This window comes from Haloactinospora alba, assembly GCF_006717075.1.
GTDB classification, from domain to species: Bacteria; Actinomycetota; Actinomycetes; order Streptosporangiales; family Streptosporangiaceae; genus Haloactinospora; species Haloactinospora alba.
This window is the reverse complement of sequence record NZ_VFQC01000001.1, coordinates 2,507,330-2,531,841: the sequence shown is the minus strand read 5'-3', so window position 1 is coordinate 2,531,841 and position 24,512 is coordinate 2,507,330. Positions and strand designations below refer to the sequence as shown.

Annotated in this window: 20 protein-coding genes and 3 tRNA genes; 19 read left to right on the top strand and 4 right to left on the bottom strand. The window is 67.7% G+C overall.

The window, feature by feature from the left end; genetic code table 11:
• Positions 1-94: 94 nt before the first annotated feature.
• Positions 95-165 (bottom strand) — tRNA-Gly (locus FHX37_RS11385).
• Positions 166-259: 94 nt separating this feature from the next.
• Positions 260-330 (bottom strand) — tRNA-Gly (locus tag FHX37_RS11380).
• Positions 331-442: 112 nt separating this feature from the next.
• On the opposite strand from FHX37_RS11380, the gene FHX37_RS11375 reads away from it, so the two are divergent.
• From FHX37_RS11375 to clpX, 5 genes are all read left to right on the top strand, one after another.
• Positions 443-517, top strand: a tRNA-Pro gene (locus tag FHX37_RS11375).
• Positions 518-741: 224 nt separating this feature from the next.
• Entirely contained in the window at positions 742-2,157 is a 1,416-nt protein-coding gene (gene tig, locus FHX37_RS11370) for a trigger factor (protein ID WP_141923877.1), read from the top strand.
• Positions 2,158-2,416: 259 nt separating this feature from the next.
• Positions 2,417-2,986 carry an ATP-dependent Clp protease proteolytic subunit gene (locus FHX37_RS11365; RefSeq protein ID WP_141925198.1) on the top strand — a complete coding sequence of 190 codons (570 nt, stop codon included), beginning with the start codon at positions 2,417-2,419 and terminating at the stop codon, positions 2,984-2,986.
• Positions 2,987-3,034: 48 nt separating this feature from the next.
• Positions 3,035-3,694 carry an ATP-dependent Clp protease proteolytic subunit gene (locus FHX37_RS11360; protein ID WP_141923876.1) on the top strand — a complete coding sequence of 220 codons (660 nt, stop codon included), beginning with the start codon at positions 3,035-3,037 and terminating at the stop codon, positions 3,692-3,694.
• 201 nt (positions 3,695-3,895) lie between these two features.
• Positions 3,896-5,170, top strand: a complete 1,275-nt coding sequence (clpX, locus tag FHX37_RS11355) for an ATP-dependent Clp protease ATP-binding subunit ClpX (RefSeq protein ID WP_141923875.1) — start codon at positions 3,896-3,898, stop codon at positions 5,168-5,170.
• A 39-nt stretch (positions 5,171-5,209) separates the two neighbouring features.
• On the opposite strand, the gene FHX37_RS11350 is transcribed toward clpX, so the two are convergent.
• Positions 5,210-5,887 (bottom strand): DUF305 domain-containing protein, encoded by a 678-nt coding sequence (locus tag FHX37_RS11350; protein ID WP_141923874.1) that lies wholly within the window; start codon positions 5,885-5,887, stop codon positions 5,210-5,212.
• Positions 5,888-6,123: 236 nt separating this feature from the next.
• On the opposite strand from FHX37_RS11350, the gene FHX37_RS11345 reads away from it, so the two are divergent.
• On the top strand, positions 6,124-7,560 hold the full coding sequence (locus FHX37_RS11345) for an LVIVD repeat-containing protein (RefSeq protein WP_141923873.1): 1,437 nt from the start codon (positions 6,124-6,126) through the stop codon (positions 7,558-7,560).
• Positions 7,561-7,623: 63 nt separating this feature from the next.
• Here the strand turns inward: FHX37_RS11345 and FHX37_RS11340 are convergent, their stop codons facing one another.
• A complete protein-coding gene (locus FHX37_RS11340; RefSeq protein ID WP_141923872.1) occupies positions 7,624-8,859 on the bottom strand; it encodes a folylpolyglutamate synthase/dihydrofolate synthase family protein in 1,236 nt (411 codons plus the stop codon).
• 97 nt (positions 8,860-8,956) lie between these two features.
• Here FHX37_RS11340 and FHX37_RS11335 point away from each other — a divergent pair, with 97 nt between their 5' ends.
• The 13 genes from FHX37_RS11335 to rpmA all read left to right on the top strand — a co-directional run bounded on the left by FHX37_RS11335 (position 8,957) and on the right by rpmA (position 24,509).
• On the top strand, positions 8,957-10,312 hold the full coding sequence (locus FHX37_RS11335; protein ID WP_246062246.1) for a bifunctional folylpolyglutamate synthase/dihydrofolate synthase: 1,356 nt from the start codon (positions 8,957-8,959) through the stop codon (positions 10,310-10,312).
• Complete coding sequence (locus FHX37_RS11330; protein WP_141923870.1) at positions 10,305-10,622, top strand: DUF4233 domain-containing protein; 318 nt, start codon at positions 10,305-10,307, stop codon at positions 10,620-10,622. Before FHX37_RS11335 ends, FHX37_RS11330 begins: the two co-directional genes overlap by 8 nt.
• Positions 10,623-10,749: 127 nt before the next feature.
• A complete protein-coding gene (gene ndk / locus FHX37_RS11325; RefSeq protein ID WP_141925197.1) occupies positions 10,750-11,160 on the top strand; it encodes a nucleoside-diphosphate kinase in 411 nt (136 codons plus the stop codon).
• A gap of 274 nt (positions 11,161-11,434) precedes the next feature.
• On the top strand, positions 11,435-12,469 hold the full coding sequence (gene mreB, locus FHX37_RS11320; RefSeq protein ID WP_141923869.1) for a rod shape-determining protein: 1,035 nt from the start codon (positions 11,435-11,437) through the stop codon (positions 12,467-12,469).
• Between the two features lie 42 nt (positions 12,470-12,511).
• Entirely contained in the window at positions 12,512-13,456 is a 945-nt protein-coding gene (mreC, locus tag FHX37_RS11315; protein ID WP_141923868.1) for a rod shape-determining protein MreC, read from the top strand.
• Positions 13,453-13,995, top strand: coding sequence for a rod shape-determining protein MreD (mreD, locus tag FHX37_RS11310; RefSeq protein WP_141923867.1), 543 nt, complete (start codon positions 13,453-13,455; stop codon positions 13,993-13,995). The genes mreC and mreD overlap by 4 nt, the downstream gene beginning before the upstream one ends.
• A complete protein-coding gene (mrdA, locus tag FHX37_RS11305) occupies positions 13,992-16,148 on the top strand; it encodes a penicillin-binding protein 2 (protein ID WP_141923866.1) in 2,157 nt (718 codons plus the stop codon). The genes mreD and mrdA overlap by 4 nt, the downstream gene beginning before the upstream one ends.
• Before the next feature lie 27 nt (positions 16,149-16,175).
• Positions 16,176-17,351 carry a rod shape-determining protein RodA gene (gene rodA, locus FHX37_RS11300; RefSeq protein ID WP_141923865.1) on the top strand — a complete coding sequence of 392 codons (1,176 nt, stop codon included), beginning with the start codon at positions 16,176-16,178 and terminating at the stop codon, positions 17,349-17,351.
• Positions 17,352-17,538: 187 nt separating this feature from the next.
• Positions 17,539-19,473: a TIGR03960 family B12-binding radical SAM protein gene (locus FHX37_RS11295; RefSeq protein WP_141923864.1), complete on the top strand. Its 1,935-nt coding sequence runs from the start codon at positions 17,539-17,541 to the stop codon at positions 19,471-19,473.
• A gap of 497 nt (positions 19,474-19,970) precedes the next feature.
• On the top strand, positions 19,971-20,753 hold the full coding sequence (locus FHX37_RS11290) for a TIGR03936 family radical SAM-associated protein (RefSeq protein ID WP_246062245.1): 783 nt from the start codon (positions 19,971-19,973) through the stop codon (positions 20,751-20,753).
• 149 nt (positions 20,754-20,902) lie between these two features.
• The gene (locus tag FHX37_RS11285) at positions 20,903-23,707 is read left to right on the top strand and encodes a ribonuclease E/G (protein ID WP_141923862.1); all 2,805 of its coding nucleotides are present in this window, start codon (positions 20,903-20,905) and stop codon (positions 23,705-23,707) included.
• Positions 23,708-23,916: 209 nt separating this feature from the next.
• Positions 23,917-24,228, top strand: coding sequence for a 50S ribosomal protein L21 (rplU, locus tag FHX37_RS11280; RefSeq protein ID WP_141923861.1), 312 nt, complete (start codon positions 23,917-23,919; stop codon positions 24,226-24,228).
• Positions 24,229-24,242: 14 nt separating this feature from the next.
• Complete coding sequence (rpmA, locus tag FHX37_RS11275; protein WP_141923860.1) at positions 24,243-24,509, top strand: 50S ribosomal protein L27; 267 nt, start codon at positions 24,243-24,245, stop codon at positions 24,507-24,509.
• Positions 24,510-24,512: the final 3 nt, after the last annotated feature.

Genomic DNA, 24,512 nt, shown 5'->3' with positions numbered 1-24,512 from the left:
TCCGGGACGGGCCCACGCGCGCGTGAGCGCGTGTGTGTTCCCCCGCAGAGGCCGGATCTGGCGTGTGTCCAGGGGAAACGGATTTTCTCCGTAGAGCGGGCGACGGGAATCGAACCCGCATGGCCAGCTTGGAAGGCTGGAGTTCTGCCATTGAACTACGCCCGCGTGGCACGGAACCCTTCGGGCTCCCTCCACGTGTGTGTTCCCCCGCAGAGGCCGGGCCTGGCGTGTGTCCAGGGGAAACGGATTTTCTCCGTAGAGCGGGCGACGGGAATCGAACCCGCATGGCCAGCTTGGAAGGCTGGAGTTCTGCCATTGAACTACGCCCGCGTGGCACGAAGCCGTCTGAGTTTCCTCTAGACTCGTCTGTGCCGACGGGGACAACACTACAGTCTTCACGGAGTGAGTTGTGCACCGTCCCGGGTGCATCTCGCGAAATCCACGGGGAGTAGCGCAGCTTGGTCAGCGCGCATGCTTTGGGAGCATGAGGCCGCGGGTTCGAGTCCCGCCTCCCCGACGAAATGGCTTGTGGCAGGTCGGCCAGCATCCCGGTCGCCACGAGCCCCGGTGCACCTGCCCTAGACTTGGCAGGATCAGCACAAGACCACGATCACCGTGCGTCAGGTTCCGCACTCGGTGTCACAGTCCGTTGCGGCCGGTGCTTGTGAGTATCGTTACCGTGAATGTGCCTCTGTACCGGGTCGTCCCGGAAAACAGCCGGAAATCTAGGAGTACCGCCCCGTGAAGACCGATGTCGAGGAGCTCAGCCCGACCCGGGTCAAGCTGACCATCGAGGTTCCGTTCGAGGAACTCGAGCACGCCTTCGACGAGACATACAAGTCGCTCGCCAAGCAGGTCCGAATCAAGGGCTTCCGCCCCGGTAAGGCGCCGGCTCGGCTGATCGACCGCTACGTCGGGCGCGGGGCGGTGATCAGCGAAGCGGTGAACCACGCCGTCCCTGAGCTCTACAACCAGGCCGTGCAGCAAGAGGAGATCTACACGCTCGGACAGCCCGACGTGGAGGTCACCAAGCTCGAGGACAACGAGGAGCTCGCGTTCACCGCCGAGGTGGACATCCGTCCCAGGTTCGAGGTGACCGGCTACGAGGGCCTCGAGGTCACAGTGGACGATGCCGAGGTCACCGACGAGCAGGTCGAGGACCAGATCGCCAACCTGCGGGAGCGTTTCTCCACACTGGTGGGGGCGAACCGGCCCGTCCAGAGCGGCGACCACACCTCCATCGACCTGTCCGCGGCGGTGGACGGCGAACCGCTGGAGGACGTGCAGACCAGTGGCCTGTCCTACGAGGTCGGCACCAACACGGTGCTGGAGGGCCTGGACGAGACGCTGGAGGGCATGTCCGAGGGCGAGAGCGCCACCTTCTCCACCACCCTCGTCGGCGGTGAGTACCAGGGCCAGGAGGCCGACGTCACCGTCACGGTGCACAGTGTCAAGGTCAAGGAGCTTCCCGCGCTGGACGACGAGTTCGCCCAGATGGCGAGCGAGTTCGACACGATCGAGGAGCTGCGGGCCGACACCCGGTCCCGGTTGGAGGAGTCCCGGCGTCTCCAGCAGCTTTCGCAGGGCCGGGACCGTGCGCTGGAGAAGCTGGTCGACTCGATCGAGCTGTCCCTGCCGGACTCGGCGGTCGACGAGGAGATCAGCCGTCGTCAGCAGAGCCTGGAACAGCAGCTCGAGCAGAGCGGGCTGACGAAGGAGGCCTACCTCGAGTCCCAGGAGCAGACCGAGGAGGAGTTCGAGGAGGAGCTCACCAAGGGTGCGCGCTCCGCGGTGAAGGCCGGCTTCATCCTTGACCAGCTCGCGATGCAGGAAGAGCTCTCGGCCGACAACAACGAGCTCAGCCAGTACGTCGTGGAGCAGGCCCAGCGGATGGGCGTCTCTCCCGACCAGCTTGCCCAGCACCTCGTCCAGTCCGAGCAGATCCAGGTCGTCTACACCGAGGTCGTGCGTTCCAAGGCCATGGACCTCGTGCTGGAGAAGGCCGTCATCACCGACGAGTCGGGCAACGTGGTCGAGCAGAAGAGCGCCGAGGAGACCGGCGAGCAGGAGGAGGCCGCCGAGTCCGAGAACGCTTCCGAGGGCACGAGCGAGCCCGCGGCGGAGCAGCGCGACCAGGACGAGGAACCCGCTTCCTGAGTCGCCCGCAGGACACGCCGCTACGGGCCCCGAACCGGCCGGAGAGTCGGTTCGGGGCCCGTAGTCGTGTTGCGGGGCCTATTCCGCAGGTACAGGACCTGCGCTCAAAGCGAACATCCCTGCGAAGCGTGCGCCCGGCCCAGCTGCGGGCGTTAGTGTCGCAAGCATCGCAACCGTTTCGAACCCGGAGCAGGTGACGAGAGTGCCGCCGACTACGAATGAGTCCATGGGAACCGACGCCCGTACGGCCGAGCCGCCGATGCCCTCGGCGTATGAGCAGACGTCTCAACGCCTGCTGCGCCAGCGCATCATCTTCCTCGGCCAGCAGGTGGACGACGAGATCGCCAACCGCATCGTGGGAGAACTGCTGCTGCTGTCCGCCGAGGACCGGCAGCGGGACATCACCCTCTACATCAACTCGCCGGGCGGGTCAGTGACCGCGGGCATGGCGATCTACGACGTCATGCAGTACATCCCGAACAACATCCGCACCGTGGGCATGGGGCTCGCCGCCTCCATGGGGCAGATGCTGCTGTGCGCGGGTACGCAGGGCAAGCGCTTCGCGCTGCCGAACGCCCGCGTCATGATGCACCAGCCGACGGGTGGCATCGGAGGTACCGCCTCCGACATCCGGATCCTGGCCGACCAGCTCCTCTACGTAAAGAAGATGTTCCTGGAGCGCATCTCGGTGCACACGGGCCAGACGGTCGAACAGATCGAGAAGGACTCCGACCGGGACCGGTGGTTCATGGCGCAGGAAGCCAAGGACTACGGCTTCATCGACGAGGTGCTGGAGGGAACCCTCGACGTGACCGGTGAACCGAGCTGATCGACGACCCCCGTCCGTGCGGATAGGCGCAGTGTGGAAGGCCCGAACATGACCGAGTACAACCCCAATCCCTACGGCGGCGGTATGGCGCCGATGAGCCCGCAGGGCCGTTACATCCTCCCGTCGTACGTGGAGCGCACCTCCTACGGCGTCAAGGAGATGAACCCCTACAACAAGCTCTTCGAGGAGCGGATCATCTTCGTCGGGTCGGTGATCGACGACGTCACCGCCAACGACCTGATCTCGCAGTTCTTCACCCTGGAGCAGCTGGACGCCGACCGCAGCATCCAGGTGATGATCAACTCGCCCGGCGGTTCGTTCACGTCGCTGATGGCGATCTACGACACGATGCAGTACATCCGACCGGAGATCGAGACGGTCTGCGTCGGCCAGGCCGCCTCGGCGGCCGCCGTGCTGCTGGCGGGCGGCTCCAAGGGCAAGCGGGCCTGCCTGCCCAACGCGCGGGTGATGATCCACCAGCCCGCCACGGAGGGCTCGTACGGCCAGGCCAGTGACATCGAGATCCACGCGAACGAGATCATGCGTATCCGTGAGCAGCTCGAGTCGACGCTGTCCAAGCACACCGGGCAGACGAAGGAAAAGGTCTCGCAGGATATCGAGCGGGACAAGATCCTCACCGCGGAGGAAACCGTTGAGTACGGAATCGCTGATTATGTGCTTCCGTACCGTAAGCAATCCTTGAAGTAAGCGAGTTTTATCTGCTGATTCCGGGGTTTGAGGCGGGTTGGTGGATCACACGCCGTTCACAACCGTGTGGTGAAGCCGGCCCGCCTCGTCGCTTAGGCTCGGAAGAACGACGCACAGATCGCTCCGTCCATCGCGGCCGCGAGCGTTCCCACCACGGTGGGGGTCGACAACGGAGTGGCCTACGTTTTAAGGAGTAGCTGGGTGGCACGCATCGGCGACGGTGGAGACCTGCTGAAGTGCTCGTTCTGCGGCAAGAGCCAGAAGCAGGTGAAGAAGCTTATTGCCGGCCCCGGTGTCTACATCTGTGACGAGTGCATCGACCTGTGCAACGAGATCATCGAAGAGGAACTCACGGAGACCACCGAGGTCAAGTGGGACAGTCTTCCCAAGCCGCGGGAGATCTACGAGTTCCTCGACTCGTACGTCATCGGCCAGGAGCAGGCGAAGAAGGCGCTCTCGGTAGCGGTCTACAACCACTACAAGAGGGTCCAGTCCGAGGGGGAGCGTCAGCGCGACGAGAACGTGGAGATCGCCAAGTCCAACATCCTGTTGCTCGGGCCGACCGGCTCGGGAAAGACGTTGCTCGCCCAGACTCTGGCCAAGATCCTCAACGTTCCCTTCGCCATCGCCGATGCCACCGCACTCACCGAAGCCGGCTACGTGGGCGAGGATGTCGAGAACATCCTGCTCAAGCTGATCCAGGCCGCTGACTACGACGTCAAGAAGGCCGAGACCGGCATCATCTACATCGACGAGGTCGACAAGGTCACGCGCAAGAGCGAGAACCCCTCGATCACGCGCGACGTCTCCGGCGAGGGCGTGCAGCAGGCCCTGCTGAAGATCATGGAGGGGACCACGGCGAGCGTCCCTCCGCAGGGTGGACGCAAGCACCCGCACCAGGAGTTCATCCAGATCGACACGACGAACGTGCTGTTCATCTGCGGCGGCGCCTTCGCGGGCCTGGAACAGATCGTGGAGTCCCGGTCGGGTCAGCAGGGTATGGGGTTCAACGCCGCGCTGCGCTCGAAGGACTCCGAGGAGTCCTCGAACCACCTTTCCGAGGTCATGCCCCAGGACCTGTTGAAGTTCGGTCTGATACCGGAGTTCGTGGGGCGGCTGCCCGTCGTCACCAGCGTGCACAACCTGGACCGCGCCGCGCTGATCCAGATCCTGACCGAGCCCCGCAATGCCCTGGTCAAGCAGTACCAGCGGCTGTTCGAACTGGACAACGTCCAGCTGGAGTTCAGCGACGACGCGCTGGACGCCATCGCCGAACAGGGCATCGTCCGGGGGACGGGGGCGCGCGGGCTGCGCGCCATCATCGAGGAGATCCTGCTCTCGGTGATGTACGAGGTGCCCAGCCGGGAGGACGTCGGACAGGTGATCATCACGCGGGAGTCGGTGCTGGAGCACATGAACCCGACCATCGTCCCGCGTACCCAGCTCGGTCCGGGGCACGGGGAGAAGAGCGCCTGACGGGTCCGGCGGTCCCGGCGCCGTCGGGCGCCCGCCCGGTTATGACAGGGCGTCCTCCATCCGGGCGATGTCGGCGCGCTGTTCGGCGATGACGTCGTTGGCCATGGTGGTGACCCTGGTGCTCTGGCCGTTGGTGACCTCCTCCTCGGCCATGTCGATCCCGCCCTCGTGGTGGGTGGACATGAGCTCCACGAAGAGCCTGTCGAACTCCTGGCCGTCGCTGTTCTCCAACTCGGTGAGCTCCTCGGGGGAGGCCATCCCCGGCATGTCGGAGTGGCCCAGGTCAGTGGGGCAGGACACCTCGCCGTCCCCGTCGGCCGAACAGTAGTCCTGCTCGCTGGACCCCTCCCGTACGGGCGTGTACACGTTGGTCTCCAGCCACTCCTCCATCATGGTGATCTCGGCGTCCTGGGCGTCGGCGATCCGTTCCGCGGTCCTGTCGAGTTCCGGGTCGGCGCCGCGTTCCTCGGCCAGGTCGGTCATCTCCACGGCCTGGGAATGGTGTTCGATCATCATGAGGAGATAGTCCACGTCGGCCGTGTTGTGGCCCGTGTCCCGCTCGGCGTCGGCGAGCCGCTCCTCGGAGGCGGAGGAGGGAGAGTCCCCGGGGGAGCCGGGGTCGAGGACCGGTGGGTCGGCAGCGGAGTCCGACTGGGCGCAGGCCGAGGTTCCGGCGAGCAGTACGGTCGCTGTAGCTGCCAGTATCCAACGCTGCACGATGTGCTCCCTCTGCCGTGGGGCCGCTGACCCGTGGGTCGTTTTGCGAGGTTTTTACTGTTCCGCGGGGATTTTGTCCAGTGTCTGGTGGGTGCGAGCCACCTTTCCCCCAAGTGACAATATTTGCGTTTCCCCCTGCGCATGCTCGTTTTCCCGATTCAACGCCTGTACACCAATGGGGTCACCTATGTACTTTTTTGGTGTTTTCGGGTTGTACCGGAATGAGGAGCCCCGAGATGTTGAAATCCCCCAGCCGGCGGCGGCGACCCCGTAACCGGCCCGCCTACCTCGGCCTTACCCTGCTCGGCGCGACCGCTCTCGTGGCGGGGCTGACGTCCGCCCCGGCGGCGGCCGGGACCGAGGACATCCCCGACGTGGGCGAAGTCGTCACGAGCGACAATGTGAACCACCTGGCGAACGTCCCCAAAGCCCCGCCGTTCGACAACATGGACTCCACCGGGACCGACCTCGCGTTCACCGGTGACTACGCGATAGACGGCAACTACAACGGGTTCGTCATCTACGACATCTCCCAGCCCGCCGAGCCCCGGATCGTCAGCCAAGTGCTCTGTGAGGGAGGACAGGGCGACGTCACGGTCAGCGGGGACCTGCTCTACCTCTCCGTCGACTACCCCCGCGAAGGGCAGGAGTGCGGAGCGCCGGCGAGCTCCCCCGAGGATCCGGACGCGTTCGAAGGGATGCGGATCTTCGACATCTCCGACATGACACAGCCGGAGTACGTGTCCGCCGTGCCGACCGACTGCGGTTCGCACACCAACACGCTCGTTCCCGGGAAGGACGGGAAGAAGGACTACATCTACGTGTCGTCCTACGCTCCCGCGGAGCAGTTCCCCAACTGCCAGCCCCCGCACGACAAGATCTCCATCGTCGAGGTCCCGCTGGACGACCCGGCGGCGGCCGACGTCACCGCCGAACCCGTGCTCTTCCCCGAGGGCGGGAACGAGGGCGACGGCGGAATGGCGCGCCCCACGGAGGGCTGCCACGACATCACCGCCTACCCGGAGCGCGACGTCGCCGCGGGCGCCTGTATGGGCGACGGCATCATCATGGACATCAGCGATCCGGTGGATCCGACGGTGACCGAACGGGTACAGGACGACAACTTCGCGTTCTGGCACTCGGCGACGTTCACGAACAAGGCCAAGGGCGTCCTGTTCACCGACGAACTCGGCGGCGGAGTCGCGGCGACCTGCAACGAGGAGGTCGGGCCCAAGCGGGGGGCCGACGCCGTCTACAGCATGAAGGGCAAGAAGGACCCGACGCTGGAGTTCGAGAGCTACTTCAAGAACCCCCGCCACCAGGCCGACACGGAGAACTGCGTCGCGCACAACGGGTCACTGATACCCGTCCCGGGCAAGGACTACTTCGTGCAGTCCTGGTACCAGGGCGGCGTCTCGGTCATCGACTTCAACGACCCCGCCAACCCCGAGGAGATCGGTTACTTCGAACGCGGTCCCCTCTCCGAGGAGCAGAAGATCACCGGGGGAAGCTGGTCCGCCTACTACTACAACGGCCACGTCTACTCCTCCGGCATGGTGAAGGGCCTCGACGTCCTGGAACTGGACGACAAGCGCCTCAAGGGCGCGGAGAAGGTCACCTACGACGAGTTCAACCCGCAGAGCCAGCCGCGGTACAAGCCCGGTAACCGGTAACGGCGGGCGAATCCGACAGCAGCACCCGGTCCGGTCGCGACACCGCGACCGGACCGGTACGTGTCACGCGGAGAAGAGCCGGTCGGTGTCCGCCCCGATCGCGTCCAGTACCCGGCCGGTGAAGTAGACCGTGCCCAGCACCAGCACGTACTCCCCCATAGCAGCCAGCGCGTCGGCGGTGAGAGCCTCGGCCGGCACTCGGTCCCAGTGCTGGGGGAGCGGGCGCTCGAACCGCAGGTGGGACTCGGGCAGTACGGCGGCCGTCGCCGGCAGCTCTCCCAGTTCCCGGACGGCACCGTCGAGGTCCTTGTGGTCCGGGAGGCAGACCACCACCCGGTCGATCCGCGGCCACAGGGCGCGAGCGTGTTCCAGCGCCGTACGCACCCCGGTCCGGTTGATCGCCGAGTCCACCATCACCTCGGTCGCTTGCCACCGGTGCCGGGAGAGCCGCGCCGGCAGGCGCACCGTCGAGGCCACCTCATCCCGGCGGGAAGGAGAGACCGCCGGACGGTCGAGCAGCTCCAGCATCCTGCCCGCGCCGTGCCAGCCGAGCCGCGCCGAGTCCGCGGACAGCCCCGGCGGAAGGAAGCGCCGCGGCGGTACGTCCGCGTCCTCAGCCCCGGGTACGACCTCCGGTCTGACGCGACCCCCGCTCACCTCGTCCACCGTGCGGTCGAAGCTCTCGGCGGCGTCGGCGGTCTGGGGGAGGCGTACGACCGCCCGTGTGGCCGGCCCGGCCACGGCCGCTTTCTCCGCCGCGATCTCGGCCACGGTGTCTCCCAGCTTTCCGACGTGTTCGGCGAACACGGCCGAGGCCGCCACCAGGCTCGGCCCGATCAGACGCAGCTCGTCCCCGTGGCCGCCCATCCCCGCTTCCAGGACGCACACGTCGGCACCGCTGTTGCGCGCGTGCAGCAGGCCACCGAGGAGGAACAGGCCGTTGGGCGCGAGGTAGGAACCGTCCGACTCGGGCAGCCTCTGCTGCGCTCGCGCGAGCTCGGCGGCGACGCCGGACAGCTCCCGCTCGTCCACCGCCGTCCCGTCGAGGCGGATGCGCTCCCGGTAGCTGCGGAAACTGGGGCCGGTGACCGTGACCACCCGCAACCCCGCGGCCGCGAGGTGGGCTGAGGCGTACGTCGCGGTGGTCCCCTTGCCCTTGGAGCCCACGACTCCCAGGACCGGGGGCCGCTGTGGTGTGAGTTCCAGCTCATCCATGAGCGCCTGAGCGCGGGAGAGGGAGCGCTGCCCGCTGGTTTTGTACGCGTGCCATTCCTGGAAGAACACGTCGAGACTCGGCATGCCCCCAGTAGTACAGCACCACACCAGCGGTGGCGGACACGGACCGCCCGCAGCACGAGTACGCTGGACGTGTGTGCACCCGAACCCATTCTTCGCTGTGAGCGCGTCAGGCGTCCATGAACGCTACACCGAGGTCGTGGCCGAGATCGGTTCCCGCCGTGTCGAATCCGACATCGACCCGACGACCGACCGGATCAGCGCACTCATGGACCTGCTCTCCGATCCGCAACGCAACTACCCGACCATCCACCTGACCGGGACGAACGGGAAGTCCTCCACGGCCCGGATGATCGACGCCCTCATGCGGGAGCGGCGACTGCGGGTGGGGCGTTACACCAGCCCGCACCTGCGGACCATGCGCGAACGGATCGTCATCGACGGCGAACCCGTGTCCGAGGAGACGTTCGTCGAGGTCTACGAGGAGATCCGGCCGTTCGTGGACATGGTCGACGCCGCCCACGAGACGCGGTTGTCCTTCTTCGAGGTACTCACCGGCATGGCGTTCACCGCCTTCGCCGACGCTCCGGTGGACGTGGCGGTCGTCGAGGTCGGCATGGGCGGTAACTGGGACGCCACCAACGTTGTCGACGCCGACATCGCGGTGGTCACACCGATCGCTGTGGACCACACCGAGTACCTGCCCGACACGGTCGAGGGGATCGCCGAGGAGAAGTCCGGCATCATCAAGCCCAACTCGATCGCGATCCTGGCCCAACAGCCGCTGGCCGCCGCGGAGACCCTGATGCGGCACGTGTCCGAGACGGGTGCCCGGGTGGCCCGTGAGGGCCTGGAATTCGGGGTGACCCACCGCGATATCGCCGTCGGCGGACAGCAGGTTTCGTTCCAGGGGCTGCGCGGATCCTACGAGGACGTTTTCCTCTCCCTGTTCGGCGCGCACCAGGCCGGCAACGCCGCGGTGGCGCTCGCCGCGGTGGAGGCCTTCGGCGCCCCGGTCGAGAGTGAGGAGCCGCTCGAGTCCGAGGTGGTGACCGACGCTCTGGCGGAGATCGCCTCACCCGGACGGCTGGAGGTGCTCCGTTCCAGCCCCACCGTGCTCGTGGACGCCGCCCACAACCCGGCCGGGATGACGGCCGCGGTGGAGGGGGTCCAGGAGGCGTTCACCTTCACCCGTCTCATCGGCGTCGTGGCGATCATGGCGGACAAGGACGTCGAGGGCATTCTCGACCCCCTGGAGCCGGTGCTGAGCGAGATCGTGGTGACCAGGAACTCCTCGCCGCGTTCGTTGGGTCCCGAAGAGCTGGCCGACCTCGCCCGGCCGATCTTCGGGGCGGAGCGTGTGCGTGTCGCCGACCGGCTGGACGACGCCATCGACGAGGCGGTCGCGCGAGCCGACGAGAGCGGCGAACTGGGCGGGGCGGGCGTGCTGATCACCGGTTCGGTGGTGACTGCGGGCGACGCCAGCCACCTCGTGAAGGGCGGCGACAGTGCGTAAACTCTGTGCCGTCGTCCTCGTGTTCGAGGCGATCGTCCTCGGGCTCGCGATTCCGGTGGCCATCCAGCTCGGGGAGTACTCACCCTCGTTCGCCGGTGGCCTGTGGGGTGGTCTCGCTGCCGCCGCGCTCGTACTGGCAGGGCTGCAGCGGCACAGCTGGGCCTTCTACACCGGGGGGCTGCTGCAGGCGGCCGTCCTGGCCAGCGGAGCCCTGGTGCCGAGCGTGGCGTTGCTCGGTATCGTCTTCGCCGGTCTGTGGTGCACCGGTGTGCTGCTGGGACGCCGTGCGGACGCCGGTGCCGCCGCCTGACGGCCGACCAGCCGGAACGGGGCCCGGCCCACACCGGGAACGGTAGGGTTGCCTGCGGCCGGGATGGCGCTCGCGCGTCGCGTCGCAGCATCCGGTCATCATCGTGAACAATCGAGAAAGGAGCGACGTGGAGCGCACCCTGGTACTGATCAAGCCTGACGGCGTGCGGCGCAACCTCGTGGGTGAGGTCATCTCCCGGATCGAGCGCAGGGGGCTGGACATCATCGCGATGGACCTGCGGACCCTGGACACCGAGACGGCGAAGACGCACTACGAGGAGCACGCCGCACGCCCGTTCTACAACTCCCTGGTGGAGTTCATCACCGGCGGCCCGCTCGTGGCGATGGTCGTCGAGGGGGAGCGCGCGGTCGAGGCGGTGCGCGCTCTGGCCGGCGCCACCGACCCGGTGTCGGCCGCGCCGGGAACCATCCGGGGCGACTACGCCCTGGAGGTCCAGGAGAACATCGTGCACGGCTCGGACTCCACGTACTCGGCCGAGCGGGAGATCAAGCTGTTCTTCGGTGACCTCGCGGTCTAGGTTCTGTTCTTTGGACGCTGCGCGTCCCGAGCGGCACTGGGGTGCCGCGTAGCGGGACGAGCGTCCGTCGGACCCTGGCCGCAGGGGCAACGCGAGCAAGCGCCGGGAGCTTCCCGGCGCTTTTTTCGTGTCCAGGGAACGCAGCAATTCGGTGTGTTTATGTAACTAGGTGACTTCTGAGAGTTACTATGCGTGTGCTGGGTTAGATCCCAGTCGGGTGGGCCGTGCCCTGTCCGAGATGCCGCATTCGCTGAGTTGTCGTTGAGGGAGCCCCATGGTCAAGAATCTCGCCGTCCTCGGCCGTGACATGGCGGTCGACCTCGGCACTGCGAACACGCTGGTGTACGTCCGCGGCCGGGGGATCGTGCTGAACGAACCCTCCGTCGTGGCGCTGAACACCTCCACGGCCAAGATCGTCGCCGTCGGGGCCGAGGCCAAGCAGATGATCGGGCGCACACCGAACAACATCACCGCTGTCCGCCCGCTGAAGGACGGGGTCATCGCGGACTTCGACATCACCGAACGGATGCTGCGCTACTTCATCCGCAAGATCCACCGCAGACGGCACTTCGCCAAGCCCCGGGTAATCGTCGCCGTGCCCAGCGGTATCACCTCCGTGGAGCACCGTGCCGTCAAGGAGTCCGGGTACCAGGCGGGGGCGCGTCGGGTCTACATCGTCGAGGAGCCGATGGCGGCGGCCATCGGTGCGGGGCTCCCCGTCTACGACCCCACCGGGAACATGGTGGTCGACGTCGGGGGCGGAACCACCGAGGTGGCGGTCATCTCCATGGGCGGCATCGTGGCCTCGGAGTCGATCCGCGTCGGAGGGGACGAGCTGGACCAGGCGATCATCGCCTACGCGAAGAAGCAGTACTCCCTGATGATCGGGGAGCGCACCGCGGAGGAACTCAAGGTCGCCATCGGATCGGCGTACCCCCTCGGTTCCGAGGAACCCCACGCCGAGGTGCGCGGCCGCGACCTCATCAGCGGGCTGCCCAAAACCGTCGTGGTGTCGACGGCCGAAGTGCGCCAGGCCATCGAGGAACCGGTGAACTCCATCATCGACGCGGTGCGCGCCAGCCTGGACAAGTGCCCGCCCGAGCTCTCCGGGGACGTGATGGACCGGGGGGTCGCGGTTACGGGCGGTGGCGCGCTGCTCAACGGGCTGGAGGAACGGTTGCGGCACGAGACGGGCATGCCCATCCACGTCGCGGACAACGCGTTGGACTCGGTGGCGATCGGATCCGGCACGTGCGTGGAGAACTACGAACGCCTCAACCAGGTCCTGGTGCCGGAACAACGCCGGTGACCGTGCGCGAGCCGAACGGATCGACCATGAGGAGGGGGTGACATGCGGGGTGGCGCCTCCCGTCGGCGACTCGTCCTCGGGGTCCTGCTCGCGGTTTCCGTCGCTTTGCTGGTGCTCGACTCCCGCGAGGGGAACGACCCGGTCACCAGCGGTGCCCGTGCCGCCGGTGACATGGCTTTCCACCCAATCTCCGCGGGGGTTTCCGCTGTCGCGGCGCCGATCGACGACTCCTACCGGGCGTTGCGGGCGGCACCGGCGGCCAGCGAGCGGATCGACGAACTCGAACGGGAGAACAAGAAGCTGCGTTCCCGGCTCGAGGCGCGCGACCGTGACGACGAGCAGGCCGGAGAACTGGACGAGCTGCTGCGCCTCTCGGGCATGGGAGGTTACGAGATCGTACCCGCCCACACGGTGACCCGGATGTCCTCGTCGGGGGAGGCCGAGGTGGTCACCCTCGACGTCGGGAAACGCGACGGTGTGCGTGCGGACATGACGGTCGTCAACGGCGACGGCCTGGTGGGGCGGGTGAGCCGGGCGCAGGCGCACACGTCGACCGTGATGCTCGTGACGGACGGATCCTCGGCCGTGGGAGCCCGGATGGAGGACTCCTCCGAGATCGGGGCGATCGACGGTCAGGCGCGCGCGGTCGACGGGTCCGGCGCGCTGACCTTCACGCTGATGGACACCAAGGCGCGTATGCACGAGGGGGACCGGATAGTGACCCTGGGGTCCCACGAGAACAGACCCTACGTTCCGGGGGTTCCCATCGGGACGATAGCCGAGGTCGAGGAGACCTCGGACGCGCTGCAGCGCACCGCTCGGGTCGCTCCCGCAGCGGACCTGAGCACCCTCGACGTGGTGGGGGTCGTCGTCGCGGGCCCGGAGGAGGACCCGCGGGACTCGGTGCTGCCTCCCGACCCCCGGGACGAGGACGAGGCCGACGCCGCGCGGCACCCGACGGGCGAGACCGGAGGTGGGGAGCATTGAATCGGTTGGTTGCCGCCCTCCTCGTCGCGGGAGCGGTGGTACTGCAGGTGGCGGTGGTGAACCGCCTGCCACTGCCGTGGGGCGTGCCGCCGGATGTGGTGGTGCTCGTACTGACGGCGGTCGCCTTGGGAACGACACCGGTGACGGGGGCTCTCAGCGGGTTCGCCGCGGGACTGGCGGTGGACGTTCTGCCGCCGGCCGACCACGAGCTCGGACGCTACGCGCTGCTGCTGTCGGTGGCAGGGTACGCGGTGGGGTCGCTGCGCCAGTCCCGGAACCGGGGAGCGGCATGGCCCTTCATCGTGGCCGCCGGCACGGTGTTCGGGGTAGCGCTCGGCTGGGTTCTCATCTCGGTGCTGGTGGGTGACCCCAGAGCGACCCTCTCCTCGGCCGTTGTCACCGTCGCGCTTACCACGGGAACGACGATGCTGGTGAGTCCGCTCGTGCTGCTTCCGGCGCTGAAGCTCCGGAACCACTTCACCACCGATGACGTGCTGAACGTGGCCGTCTCCCCGCGCGTTGGGGGGATACGGGGATGAGACTGAGCCTGGGGAACCAACCGGACGGAACTGCGCGGAACGTGCCCGGCAGAGCGTTGCTGGTGCTGGCGCAGGTCGTGGTGCTCGTGCTGTTCGCCGCCCTCCTCGCGCGGCTGTGGTACCTGCAGATCCCGATGAACGAGCACTACCAGCAGCGCGCCCTGGCCACGCACAGCGAGGAGGTGGTCATTCCCGCCACCCGGGGGAAGATCGTGGACTCCTCCGGGCGGGCGCTCGTGCGCAACCGCACGGAACTCGTGGTGATGGCCGACTACCACGCGCTGCAGCGCCAGGAGGACGGGGGCGAGCGGGTACTGCGCAGGGTGGCCGACCTCATCGGCGAGCCCTACCAGGAGGTCCGCCAGCGCTCCCGGTTGTGCGGGCCCGAGGTGAGCCAGCCGTGCTGGCCCGGATCCCCTTACCAGCCCATCATCCTGGCGGAGGACGTCGAGCCCAGGGAGGCGCTGCAGATCCGGGAGCGCCAGGAGGACTTCCCCGGGGTCACGGCGCAGCAGCACGCCATCCGCGACTACCCCGGCGGTAAGGACGCCGCCCAGACCCTGGGCTATCTGCAACCCGTCACCCAGGAGGAACTGGAGGAACGTGACGAGCTGCGTACTCGGTTCAGCGGGGTGGACCGGGTCGGCCGAGGGGGACTGGAGGCCGCCTACGACCAGCAGCTACGCGGGACCTCCGGGGTGGAGCGCCTCACGGTCGACAACCACGGCAAGGTCACGGGCAAGCTCAAGGAGGAACGGCCCGATCCGGGCAAGCACCTGGTGACCAGCATCGACAGGAAGGTGCAGGCCATCACGGAGAAGGCGCTGAGCAACGGGATCGAGCGGTCCCGCTCCGACGGGAACCCGGCCGACTCCGGTGCCGCCGTCGTGCTGGACGCCACGAACGGTCGGGTGATCGCACTCGCCAGCAAACCCAGCTACGACCCCGAGCTCTGGAAGGGCGGTATCGACGCGGAGGCCTACGAGGAACTTCTCAGCGACAACGCCAAGGACCCGCTGACCTCACGTGCCGTCCAGGGCCAGTACCCCCCGGCGTCGACGTTCAAGGTGAACTCGCTCGCGGCGGCGGCGGAGAACGGTGTCCCGCTGGACCGCAGCTTCGGGTGCCCCAGCGCGATCACCGTGGGAGGCCGCTCCTTCCAGAACTACGAGGGCAGCTCACACGGCACGTTGAGCCTGCACGAGGCGATCGTGGTCTCCTGCAACACCGTATTCTACCAGATCGCCCACGACATGTGGCGCTCGGACGGGGGAACCACACCCGACGACAATCCCACGGACGCGATGAGCACCATGGCCCACGACTTCGGGTTCGGTAAACCCACGGGGGTCGACCTGCCCCACGAGAGCTCCGGACGCGTCCCCGACCGCGAGTGGAAGCGGGAACGCTGGGAGGCCAACCGGGAGGAGGTCTGCGAGCACGCCGAGAAGGGCTACCCCGAGGTGCGCGAGGAGGACCCGCAGCAGGCGTCGTACCTGAAACGGGTCGCCAAGGAGCAGTGCGCCGCCGGGTACAAGTGGCGGGCCGGGGACGCGGTCAACTTCTCCATCGGCCAGGGGGACGTACTGGTCACGCCGTTGCAGCTCGCACGCGCCTACGCGGCGATCGGCAACGGGGGAACACTGTACGAGCCGCGCGTCGGAAAGGCCCTCGTCTCTCCCGGCGGGGAACAGACCAGGAGGATCGAGCCCGAGAAGGCGGGTGAACTGCCGCTCTCGGAGGAGACCCTCGAGTACATCCAGGGTGCCCTGAAGGATGTTCCCAAGGAGGGAACCGCGCGGGGGACCTTCGGTGACTTCCCCCAGGGCAAGGTTTCGATCTCCGGGAAGACCGGGACCGCGACCGGGAGGAACAAGGAGGAGTCGGCCTGGTTCGCCTCCTACGCGCCCTCGGACGACCCCAGGTTCGCTGTCGTGGCCCTGATCTCGCAGGGCGGAACCGGCGGAACGAACGCCGCCCCGGTCGCCCGGGAGATCTACGACGGTATCTACGGGTTCGGGGCACCGGACGGCTCCGAGGGCGACGAGGACGACGGCGGCGGAGGGGGAGAGCCCGCCCTGCCCGACGGGGAGCCTCCCGAGAAGCTGCCCGATGTCGAGGCGGGTTCTCCCGCGGCATCCGAGTCCGACTGACGAGGCGTCCCGAGGAAAGGGGAGCGCATGGCGTCCCAGCTCACCTCGCGAGCATCCCGCTGGTGGCCTCGCACCGTGGGGCGGCTCGCTACGGCCCTGCCACCGGGACGGGTCGACTGGACGCTTCTCGCCGCCGTGGCGGCGCTGTCCGGGATCGGGATGCTGCTGGTCTACGCGGCCACGTACAACCCCGGTGACGCGCAGGGAGCGTGGAACTTCCTGGAACGCCACGCGCTGCACCTCGTGTGCGGGGCCGTCGCCTGCGTGGTGGCCGCTGCCCTCGACTACCGGATCCCGCGGGCGTACGCGCCGGTGGTATTCGTCGTCGCCGCCCTCGGCCTGGTGCTGGTGCTGACCCCCCTCGGCGAGGTCATCAACGGGTCACGTTCCTGGATCGTCGTCGCCGGGGTGCAGATGCAGCCGGCGGAACTCGCCAAGATCGCGCTCGTCGTCGCGATCGCGATGCTGTTGGGCGAACCCCGGGACGGGGAGACCGCGCCCACCAGCCGCGACGTGCTGTTCAGTCTGGCGGCGCTGGCCGCCCCCCTGGGGCTGGTCCTCGCGCAACCCGACCTCGGCACGGCGATAGTGCTGGGCGCCATCTACCTGGGAATGCTGACGATGTCGGGAGCACCCGTCCGCTGGATCGTGGGTCTCCTGGGGTGCGGAGTGCTCTCCGTGGCGGCCGTGTGGTGGTTCGGGCTGTTGGAGAGCTACCAGGTCGCTCGTTTCACGAGCTTCATGGATCCCCAGGCCGACCCGCGGGGCACCGGTTACAACGCCACCCAGGCGATGATCTCCGTGGGGTCGGGGGGTCTCAACGGCACGGGGTACCTGCAGGGAGAGCAGACCAGCGGGCGTTTCGTTCCCGAGCAGCACACCGACTTCATCTTCACCGTCGCCGGCGAGGAGTTCGGTTTCATCGGGAGCGCGACCATCATCGTCCTGTTCGCCCTGGTCGTGTGGCGGGTGCTGCGGATAGCGGCGAACTGCCAGCAGCCCTACGCGCGGCTTGTCTGCGTGGGAATCGCCGTGTGGCTGTTCACCCAGGTGTTCATCAACGTCGGAATGACGCTGGGCATCATGCCCATCACGGGTCTGCCGCTGCCGTTCGTGTCCTACGGGGGGACGGCGACCGTGTCCCAACTGCTCGCGGTGGGTCTGGTGCTGGGTATCAACGCGCGCCACCGTGGTTTCGAGTGACCACCCGGTGTGGAACACCACCGCCGCGGCCCCGAACGCGCGGGGGACACGAGGAGTGGACGCCCCGTGCCCCGGACCGTGACTGCGTACATTCCCCGGTCGGGAGCGACCTTAGGCTGGGGTGGAGAGTCCGGTCCGGTGTCGGAGGCCGGACATCCGTATCCCGTCCAAGCGAAAGGCACGTCCGATGCCCGTTGAATCCGTGTACCCACGGTTGGAGGAGCTGCTGCCCGAGGTGCAGAAGCCAGTCCAGTACGTGGGAGGCGAACTCAACTCCGTCGTCCGGGACTGGGACGAGGCACAGGTCCGCTGGGCCCTGATGTACCCGGACGCCTACGAGGTCGGCGTCCCCAACCAGGGCGTGCAGATCCTGTACGAGGTGCTGAACGAGCGCACCGGTGTGCTGGCGGAACGGACCTACGCGGTGTGGTCGGACATGGAGGGGCTCATGCGTGAGCACGGGATCCCCCAGTTCACCGTGGACGCGCACCGGCCGGTGGGCGCCTTCGACATACTCGGCATCAGTTTCGCCAGTGAGATGGGCTACACCAACACACTCACCGCGTTGGACCTGGCCGGGATCCCGCTGCACAGCGCCGAGCGCGACGGGAGCCACCCACTGGTGGTGGGAGGCGGCCACGCCATGTTCAACCCGGAGCCCCTCGCCGACTTCCTGGACGCGGTCGTCCTCGGCGACGGTGAACAGATCGCGTTGGCCATGACCGAGATCGTCCGGGAGTGGAAGCAGGAGGGAGAACCGGACGGCAGGGAGGGGCTGCTGCTGCGTCTGGCCAGTACCGGCGGCGTGTACGTGCCCCGCTTCTACGACGTCACCTACCTGGAGGACGGGCGCATCGCCGGGTACACCCCCAACCGTCCGGGTGTGCCGCGGACCGTGCAGAAGCACACGGTGATGGACCTGGACCAGTGGCCGTACCCGAAGAACCCGCTGGTGCCGATCGCCGAGTCGGTGCACGAGCGCTACAGCGTGGAGATCTTTCGCGGTTGCACGCGCGGGTGCCGCTTCTGCCAGGCGGGGATGATCACCCGTCCGGTCCGGGAACGGAGCAAGGAGACCGTGACCCGCATGGTGGAACAGGGGGTGGCCTCCTCGGGGTTCCAGGAGGTCGGGCTGCTGTCCCTCTCCAGCGCGGACCACAGCGAGATCGGTGATATGACGAAGGGGCTCGCTGACCGCTACGAGGGCACCAACACCGGCCTTTCCCTGCCCTCCACCCGGGTGGACGCCTTCAACGTCGACCTGGCCAACGAGCTCACCAGGAACGGGCGCAGGTCCGGGCTGACGTTCGCTCCCGAGGGGGGAAGCGAGCGGATGCGCAAACTGATCAACAAGATGGTCACCGAGCAGGACCTCATCCGTACCGTCACCGACGCGTACGCGTCCGGGTGGCGCCAGGTCAAGCTCTACTTCATGTGCGGGCTGCCCACGGAGAGGGACGAGGACGTCCTGGCCATCGCCGACCTCGCCACCGAGGTCATCCGGGTGGGACGCGAGACCACCGGCCGGAAGGACATCCGCTGCACCGTCTCCATCGGCGGTTTCGTCCCCAAGCCGCAGACCCCGTTCCAGTGGGCCGGACAGACCCCCCACGAGGAGGTTGACTCCCGGCTGCACAAGCTCAAGGAGACGCTGCGCGGCGACCGCCGCTACGCCAAGGCGGTGGGACTGCGCTACCACGAGGGGCGCCCCTCCATCATCGAGGGGCTGCTCTCCCGCGGCGACCGCCGTGTCGGCCGGGTGATCGAACGCGTGTGGCGGAACGGTGCCCGCTTCGACGGTTGGAGCGAACACTTCTCCTACGAACGGTGGCGGGACTGCGCCGCGGCCGAGTTCGCCGAGGAACCGGTGGACATGGACTGGTTCACGGTTCGGGAGCGCGACCGGGAGGAGGTGCTGCCGTGGGACCATCTCGACGCGGGGCTGGACCGGGAGTGGCTCTGGCAGGACTGGCAGGACTCGCTGCATGGCCAGGACGCGGTGGAGGTGGACGACTGCCGCTGGAGTCCCTGCTACGACTGCGGAGTGTGCCCGACCATGGGGACGGAGATCCAGATCGGCCCGTCGGACCCTTCCAGGTCGCTGCCGCTGACGGTGCTGTGACGTGCGGCCCGGCGCCCCGCTCACGCCGGGCCACACACCCGGTTGGACGGCTACCGGGGGGCGCGGGTTTGCATCCGAGGCAAAATCAGTCGAAAAAATCCGGTGCTCCGCTGAGCCGCAGCGCATGGCAGGGGTACCCGGCTGTCCGGACCGTCCGGTACGTCCCGGGCCGGGAACGCTTTTCAACAGTGACCGTGATGGGAACAGCACTCACGAGTGCGCTCCGGCACACGGCGTTCCGCTATGCGGCGACGTATCTGCTATAAGCCACATAGCGGTTTTTACCCTGGGGTAGTGGTACACGCCCGCCGACAGGCACCGTAGGCTGAATGAGAGATGGATTTCCCAGGTGGGGTGCCGAACGGGAATTGGCACCCCGGCGTAGGGAGTTACCAAAGAAAGGAGTTGCGCTGCCCCCCGCATCTGAGGGCAACATCGCGCCTTCCACCGGAGAGCCGGTCCAACGGCTGCGCGTCCGTTACGCCAAACGCGACCGGATGCGGTTCGCGAGCCATCGCGACATCGCCCGGGCGCTGGAACGGGCGCTCCGCCGTGCGGAGCTGCCTGTGGCGTTCTCAGCGGGGTTCACGCCGCACCCGAGGATCTCCTACAACGGCGCCGCCCCGACAGGGGTGGCCAGCGAGGCGGAGTACTTCGATCTCAGCCTCACTGAGTACCGCGATCCGCAGTACGTGCGCGTCCTGTTGGACAGCGCCCTTCCCGAGGGGGTGGACGCGGTGGAGGCCGCGCAGGCGGGAGCGGAGAATCTCGCTGACCGGCTGCAGGCCTCGGTATGGACGGTGGAAATGCCGGGCGTCACCCTCGAGGGCGCCACGGAGGCGGTAGCCGCGTTCCGCGCGGCTGACACCGTGGAAGTGGAGCGGCTCACCAAGAAGGGCCGCCGCCGCTTCGACACCCGTGCGGCCGTCGTCCATCTGGAGGTGGACAGGCGCGCCACAACGGACCAACAGAAAACATGTGCAATACTCCGAATGGTCGTACGGCACACAACACCCGCCGTTCGGCCGAATGATGTGGTGACCGGTCTTCGTCACGTGGCCGGCCTCGCGCCGCTGTCATCACCGCGTATGACCAGGCTGGCGCAGGGGCCACTCGACGACGCGTCGGCCGTGGTCACCGATCCGTTCGCTGCGGAGAACGCGGCCGCCCAGGGTACTGGACGGGAAGAGGCCGCTCCCGGCAGGGACACGGCAGAGGTGGACACGGCCGGGGACCCGCACCGACCGGCCCAGCTCGCGCGGAGTTCACACCATGAGTGATCTCACTCGAGGGGCGTGGGCGACTTTCAAGGACTTCGCCTTGGTAGTGGTAACAGCACTGCCGGCGCCAACATAGCGACGACGGTCCTCGCGCGCAGCGGCAAGGGACCGCGAGCCGCGCCCGAGGGCCCTGACGGGAGACCGCCCGGATGCTCGACAACGAGCCCAACAGCGGTGCTGACGACACCGTGGGTACAACTGAAACACCAGAGTCAGGCCGGACCACGACATCCGCGCCACCACAGGACACCGAGGTCAAGGTGGACCTGCCGGGTGAACTCAGCGGAGCCGTGCGTCCTCCCGGTCCGCCTCCGGATCCGGCACCGATCGACACCGGTGGTGCCGGGCCGATGACGACTCTCGCCGGGACAGGCGTCCCGGAAGTGACCGTCAACTCGGGAGGGGGCGACCAGAGGGAGGAGGAGTCCCGGCCAGCGCGCGCCAGTAGCCCGTCCGTGGCTCCCGTTACCCCGGAAGAGCCGCGGGAGGAACCCGACGGTGGCACGCACACGCGCGCGGCCGGAGCCGAGTCCTCCACCACCTTCCAACCACCGATGGTGGTGTTCCAGCCCCCGACTGCCGGGGGGACAGGCAATTCCACCAGCGGTAACGGGGACTCCGGCACCCAGGAAGCGGAGGTCTCCGAGGACGACACCGCGGAGGACGGGAGCGACGAGAGCGTCTCGACCGAGGAGAGCGGGGAGGAACGCCCCTCGCGGCGCCGGCGCCGGCGCGGCGGCCGTGGTCGCGGGAGGGCACGCTCGACCGCGGAGTCGACCGAGTCGGTCCAGGGCGACGAGGAGAACCCCGCTGGAGAGTCCGACTCCGAGGCTGGGGCGAGCGACGCCCAGCACCGGGAGCAGGACTCCTCTCCGGTCGGGAGCGCGGACCAGGCGGAGTCCGGGGACGCCGCGCAGGGGGCGGAGTCCGAGGAGACGTCCGCCAGCGGGAGGCGTCGCCGGCGTCGGAGGCGCCGTTCCGCGAGTGACAACAGCGACAGCAGTGACAACAGCGCAGCCGAGCCCCAGGACGACCCTCCCAACACGGTGGTCCGGGTGCGGGAGCCCCGCGCTGAGAAACCCGCCCAGGAAGAGGTCCAGGCGGTCAAGGGGTCGACCCGACTGGAGGCGAAGAAGCAGCGTCGCCGCGAGGGGCGGGAACAGGGCCGCCGCCGGGCCCCCATCATCACCGAGTCGGAGTTCCTGGCCCGCCGTGAGATGGTCAAGCGCGACCTGGTCATCCGGCGTTCGGGGGAGCGGACCCAGATCGCCGTGCTGGAGGACGACGTCCTGGTCGAGCACTACGTTGACCGTGCGGCGCACAAGACCTATGTCGGCAACGTCTATCTGGGGCGGGTGCAGAACGTCCTCCCCTCGATGGAGGCGGCCTTCGTCGACATCGGCAAGGGCCGCAACGCGGTGCTCTACGCCGGTGAGGTGAACTGGGACGCCATCGGCATGGAGGGCCAACCGCGGCGGATCGAGTCCGCCCTGAAGTCGGGCCAGTCGGTACTGGTGCAGGTGACCAAGGACCCGATGGGGCACAAGGGCGCGCGGTTGACCAGTCAGGTGAGTCTTCCCGGCCGTTACCTGGTGTACGTCCCCGACGGGACGATGACCGGGATCAGCCGTAAGCTCCCGGACAAGGAGCGGCAGCGGCTCAAGCAGATCCTGAAGAAGGTGATGCCGGAGAACGCCGGCGTCATCGTGCGTACCGCCGCGGAGGGCGCCAGCGAGGAGGAGCTGGAGCGCGACATATCGCGGCTGGCCAACCAGTGGAACTCGATCACCCGCAAGTCGAAGTCCTCCACGGCACCGTCCCTGCTCAGCAGCGAACCGGACCTCACGGTCCGGGTGGTCCGTGACGTGTTCAACGAGGACTTCTCGAGCCTCGTCGTCTCGGGCGAGGAGGCGTGGAACACCGTCGAGGAGTACGTCGACTACGTCGCCCCGCACCTGTCCGAGCGGCTGTCCCGCTGGGAGGGGGACCGGGACATCTTCGAGGCCTACCGGGTCGAGGAGCAGATCAGCAAGGCGCTGGAGCGCAAGGTGTGGCTGCCCAGCGGGGGATCGCTGGTCTTCGACCGCACCGAGGCGATGACGGTCGTCGACGTGAACACGGGGAAGTTCACCGGCCAGGGGGGTAACCTCGAGGAGACGGTGACCAAGAACAACCTGGAAGCGGCCGAGGAGATCGTGCGCCAGCTCCGGTTGCGCGACATCGGCGGCATCATCGTGATCGATTTCATCGACATGGTGCTGGAAAGCAACCGGGAACTGGTGTTGCGGCGGATGCTGGAGTGCCTCTCCCGGGACCGCACCAAGCACCAGGTGGCCGAGGTCACCTCCCTGGGACTGGTGCAGATGACGCGTAAGCGGGTTGGCCAGGGGCTGCTCGAAGCTTTCTCGCACACGTGCGAGCATTGCAACGGACGCGGTCTCACGTTCTCGGCCGAACCCGCCGCTCAGAGCAAGGGCCAGGGCAACGGCAGCGGCCGGAAGAAGAAGGGCAAGGCCGGCTCGGACAAGGCGGACCAGCAGGACGCCAGAGAGGAGGAGTCCTCCTCCCGCAACGATGCGGAGGAGACGCCTGGCGAAGCCGATCCCTCGGCGGTGGAGACGGAGAAGACGCAGAAGAGCTCCGCCAAGGGGAACTCGCGCAAGGGCAAGAAGAGTGACTCCGGTGCGGGGTCCGACGGTTCGGCCGCGAAACAGGCGTCCGCGAAGCGGAGTTCGCGCAAGAGCAAAAAGAACACTGACGGGCAGGACACCGGCTCCGGCGGCAGCGAGAACACCGGGGAGGGCACCTCCACCGGTGATGACGCCGAAGCGTCCGCGGCCGACGGGGAGACCGGTGAGGCCTCCGGAGGCTCCGACCGGTCCCGCCGGCGGCGCACACGGCGCTCCAAGAACACCAACGCGTCATCCGACCCGACGGTGGTGGAAGCGGGCTGATCCGTGCCGGAGCTGCGGTGCCGAACCGTGGCGTGCAGGTTGCCGGGTGGTAGGTGGTAATCTGAGGGATGGTGCGTCGGCGCGCCCCTTCGTTCGCGCGCCCGAGACCTACCTTTCCACCCCACCCTCCGGACGGGAGACCGGTGGGTTGAGACCGCGGTCAGTTAAGAGCGCATTCTAGGAAGAACGAGCAGGAAGAGAGTTCCCCGGTGTACGCGATCGTGCGAGCGGGCGGCCGACAGGAGAAGGTGTCCGTCGATGACGTTCTGGACATCGACAGAGTTCCCGACGATGCCGGTTCAACGGTGACATGGGATCCGCTGCTTGTCGTCGATGACGGCAAGGTTGTCAGCGACTCCACCGAACTGGGCGGGTACAAGGTCACGGCCGAGGTCCTCCGCGAGGTCAAAGGGCCAAAGATCAACATCGTCAAATTCAAGAACAAGACCGGTTACATGAAGCGCCAGGGGCATCGGCAGACATACACCCAGGTGCGCGTCACCGGTATCGGGGCGAAGTAGGGGAGGAACTCGACATGTCGACCAAGAAGGGTGCTTCCAACACTCGCAACGGTCGCGATTCCGTTGCGAAGCGGCTTGGTGTGAAGCGTTTCGGCGGTCAGCAGGTGAAGGCTGGCGAGATCCTCGTGCGGCAGCGGGGAACCCGCTTCCACCCCGGGAAGAACGTGAGCCGGGGCGGCGACGACACGCTGTTCGCGCTCGTCGCCGGCGAGGTGCAGTTCGGCAGCTGGCGCGGCCGCGAGAAGGCAGTGAGCATCGTTCCGGCCGAGGCCCGGGAATAGGCC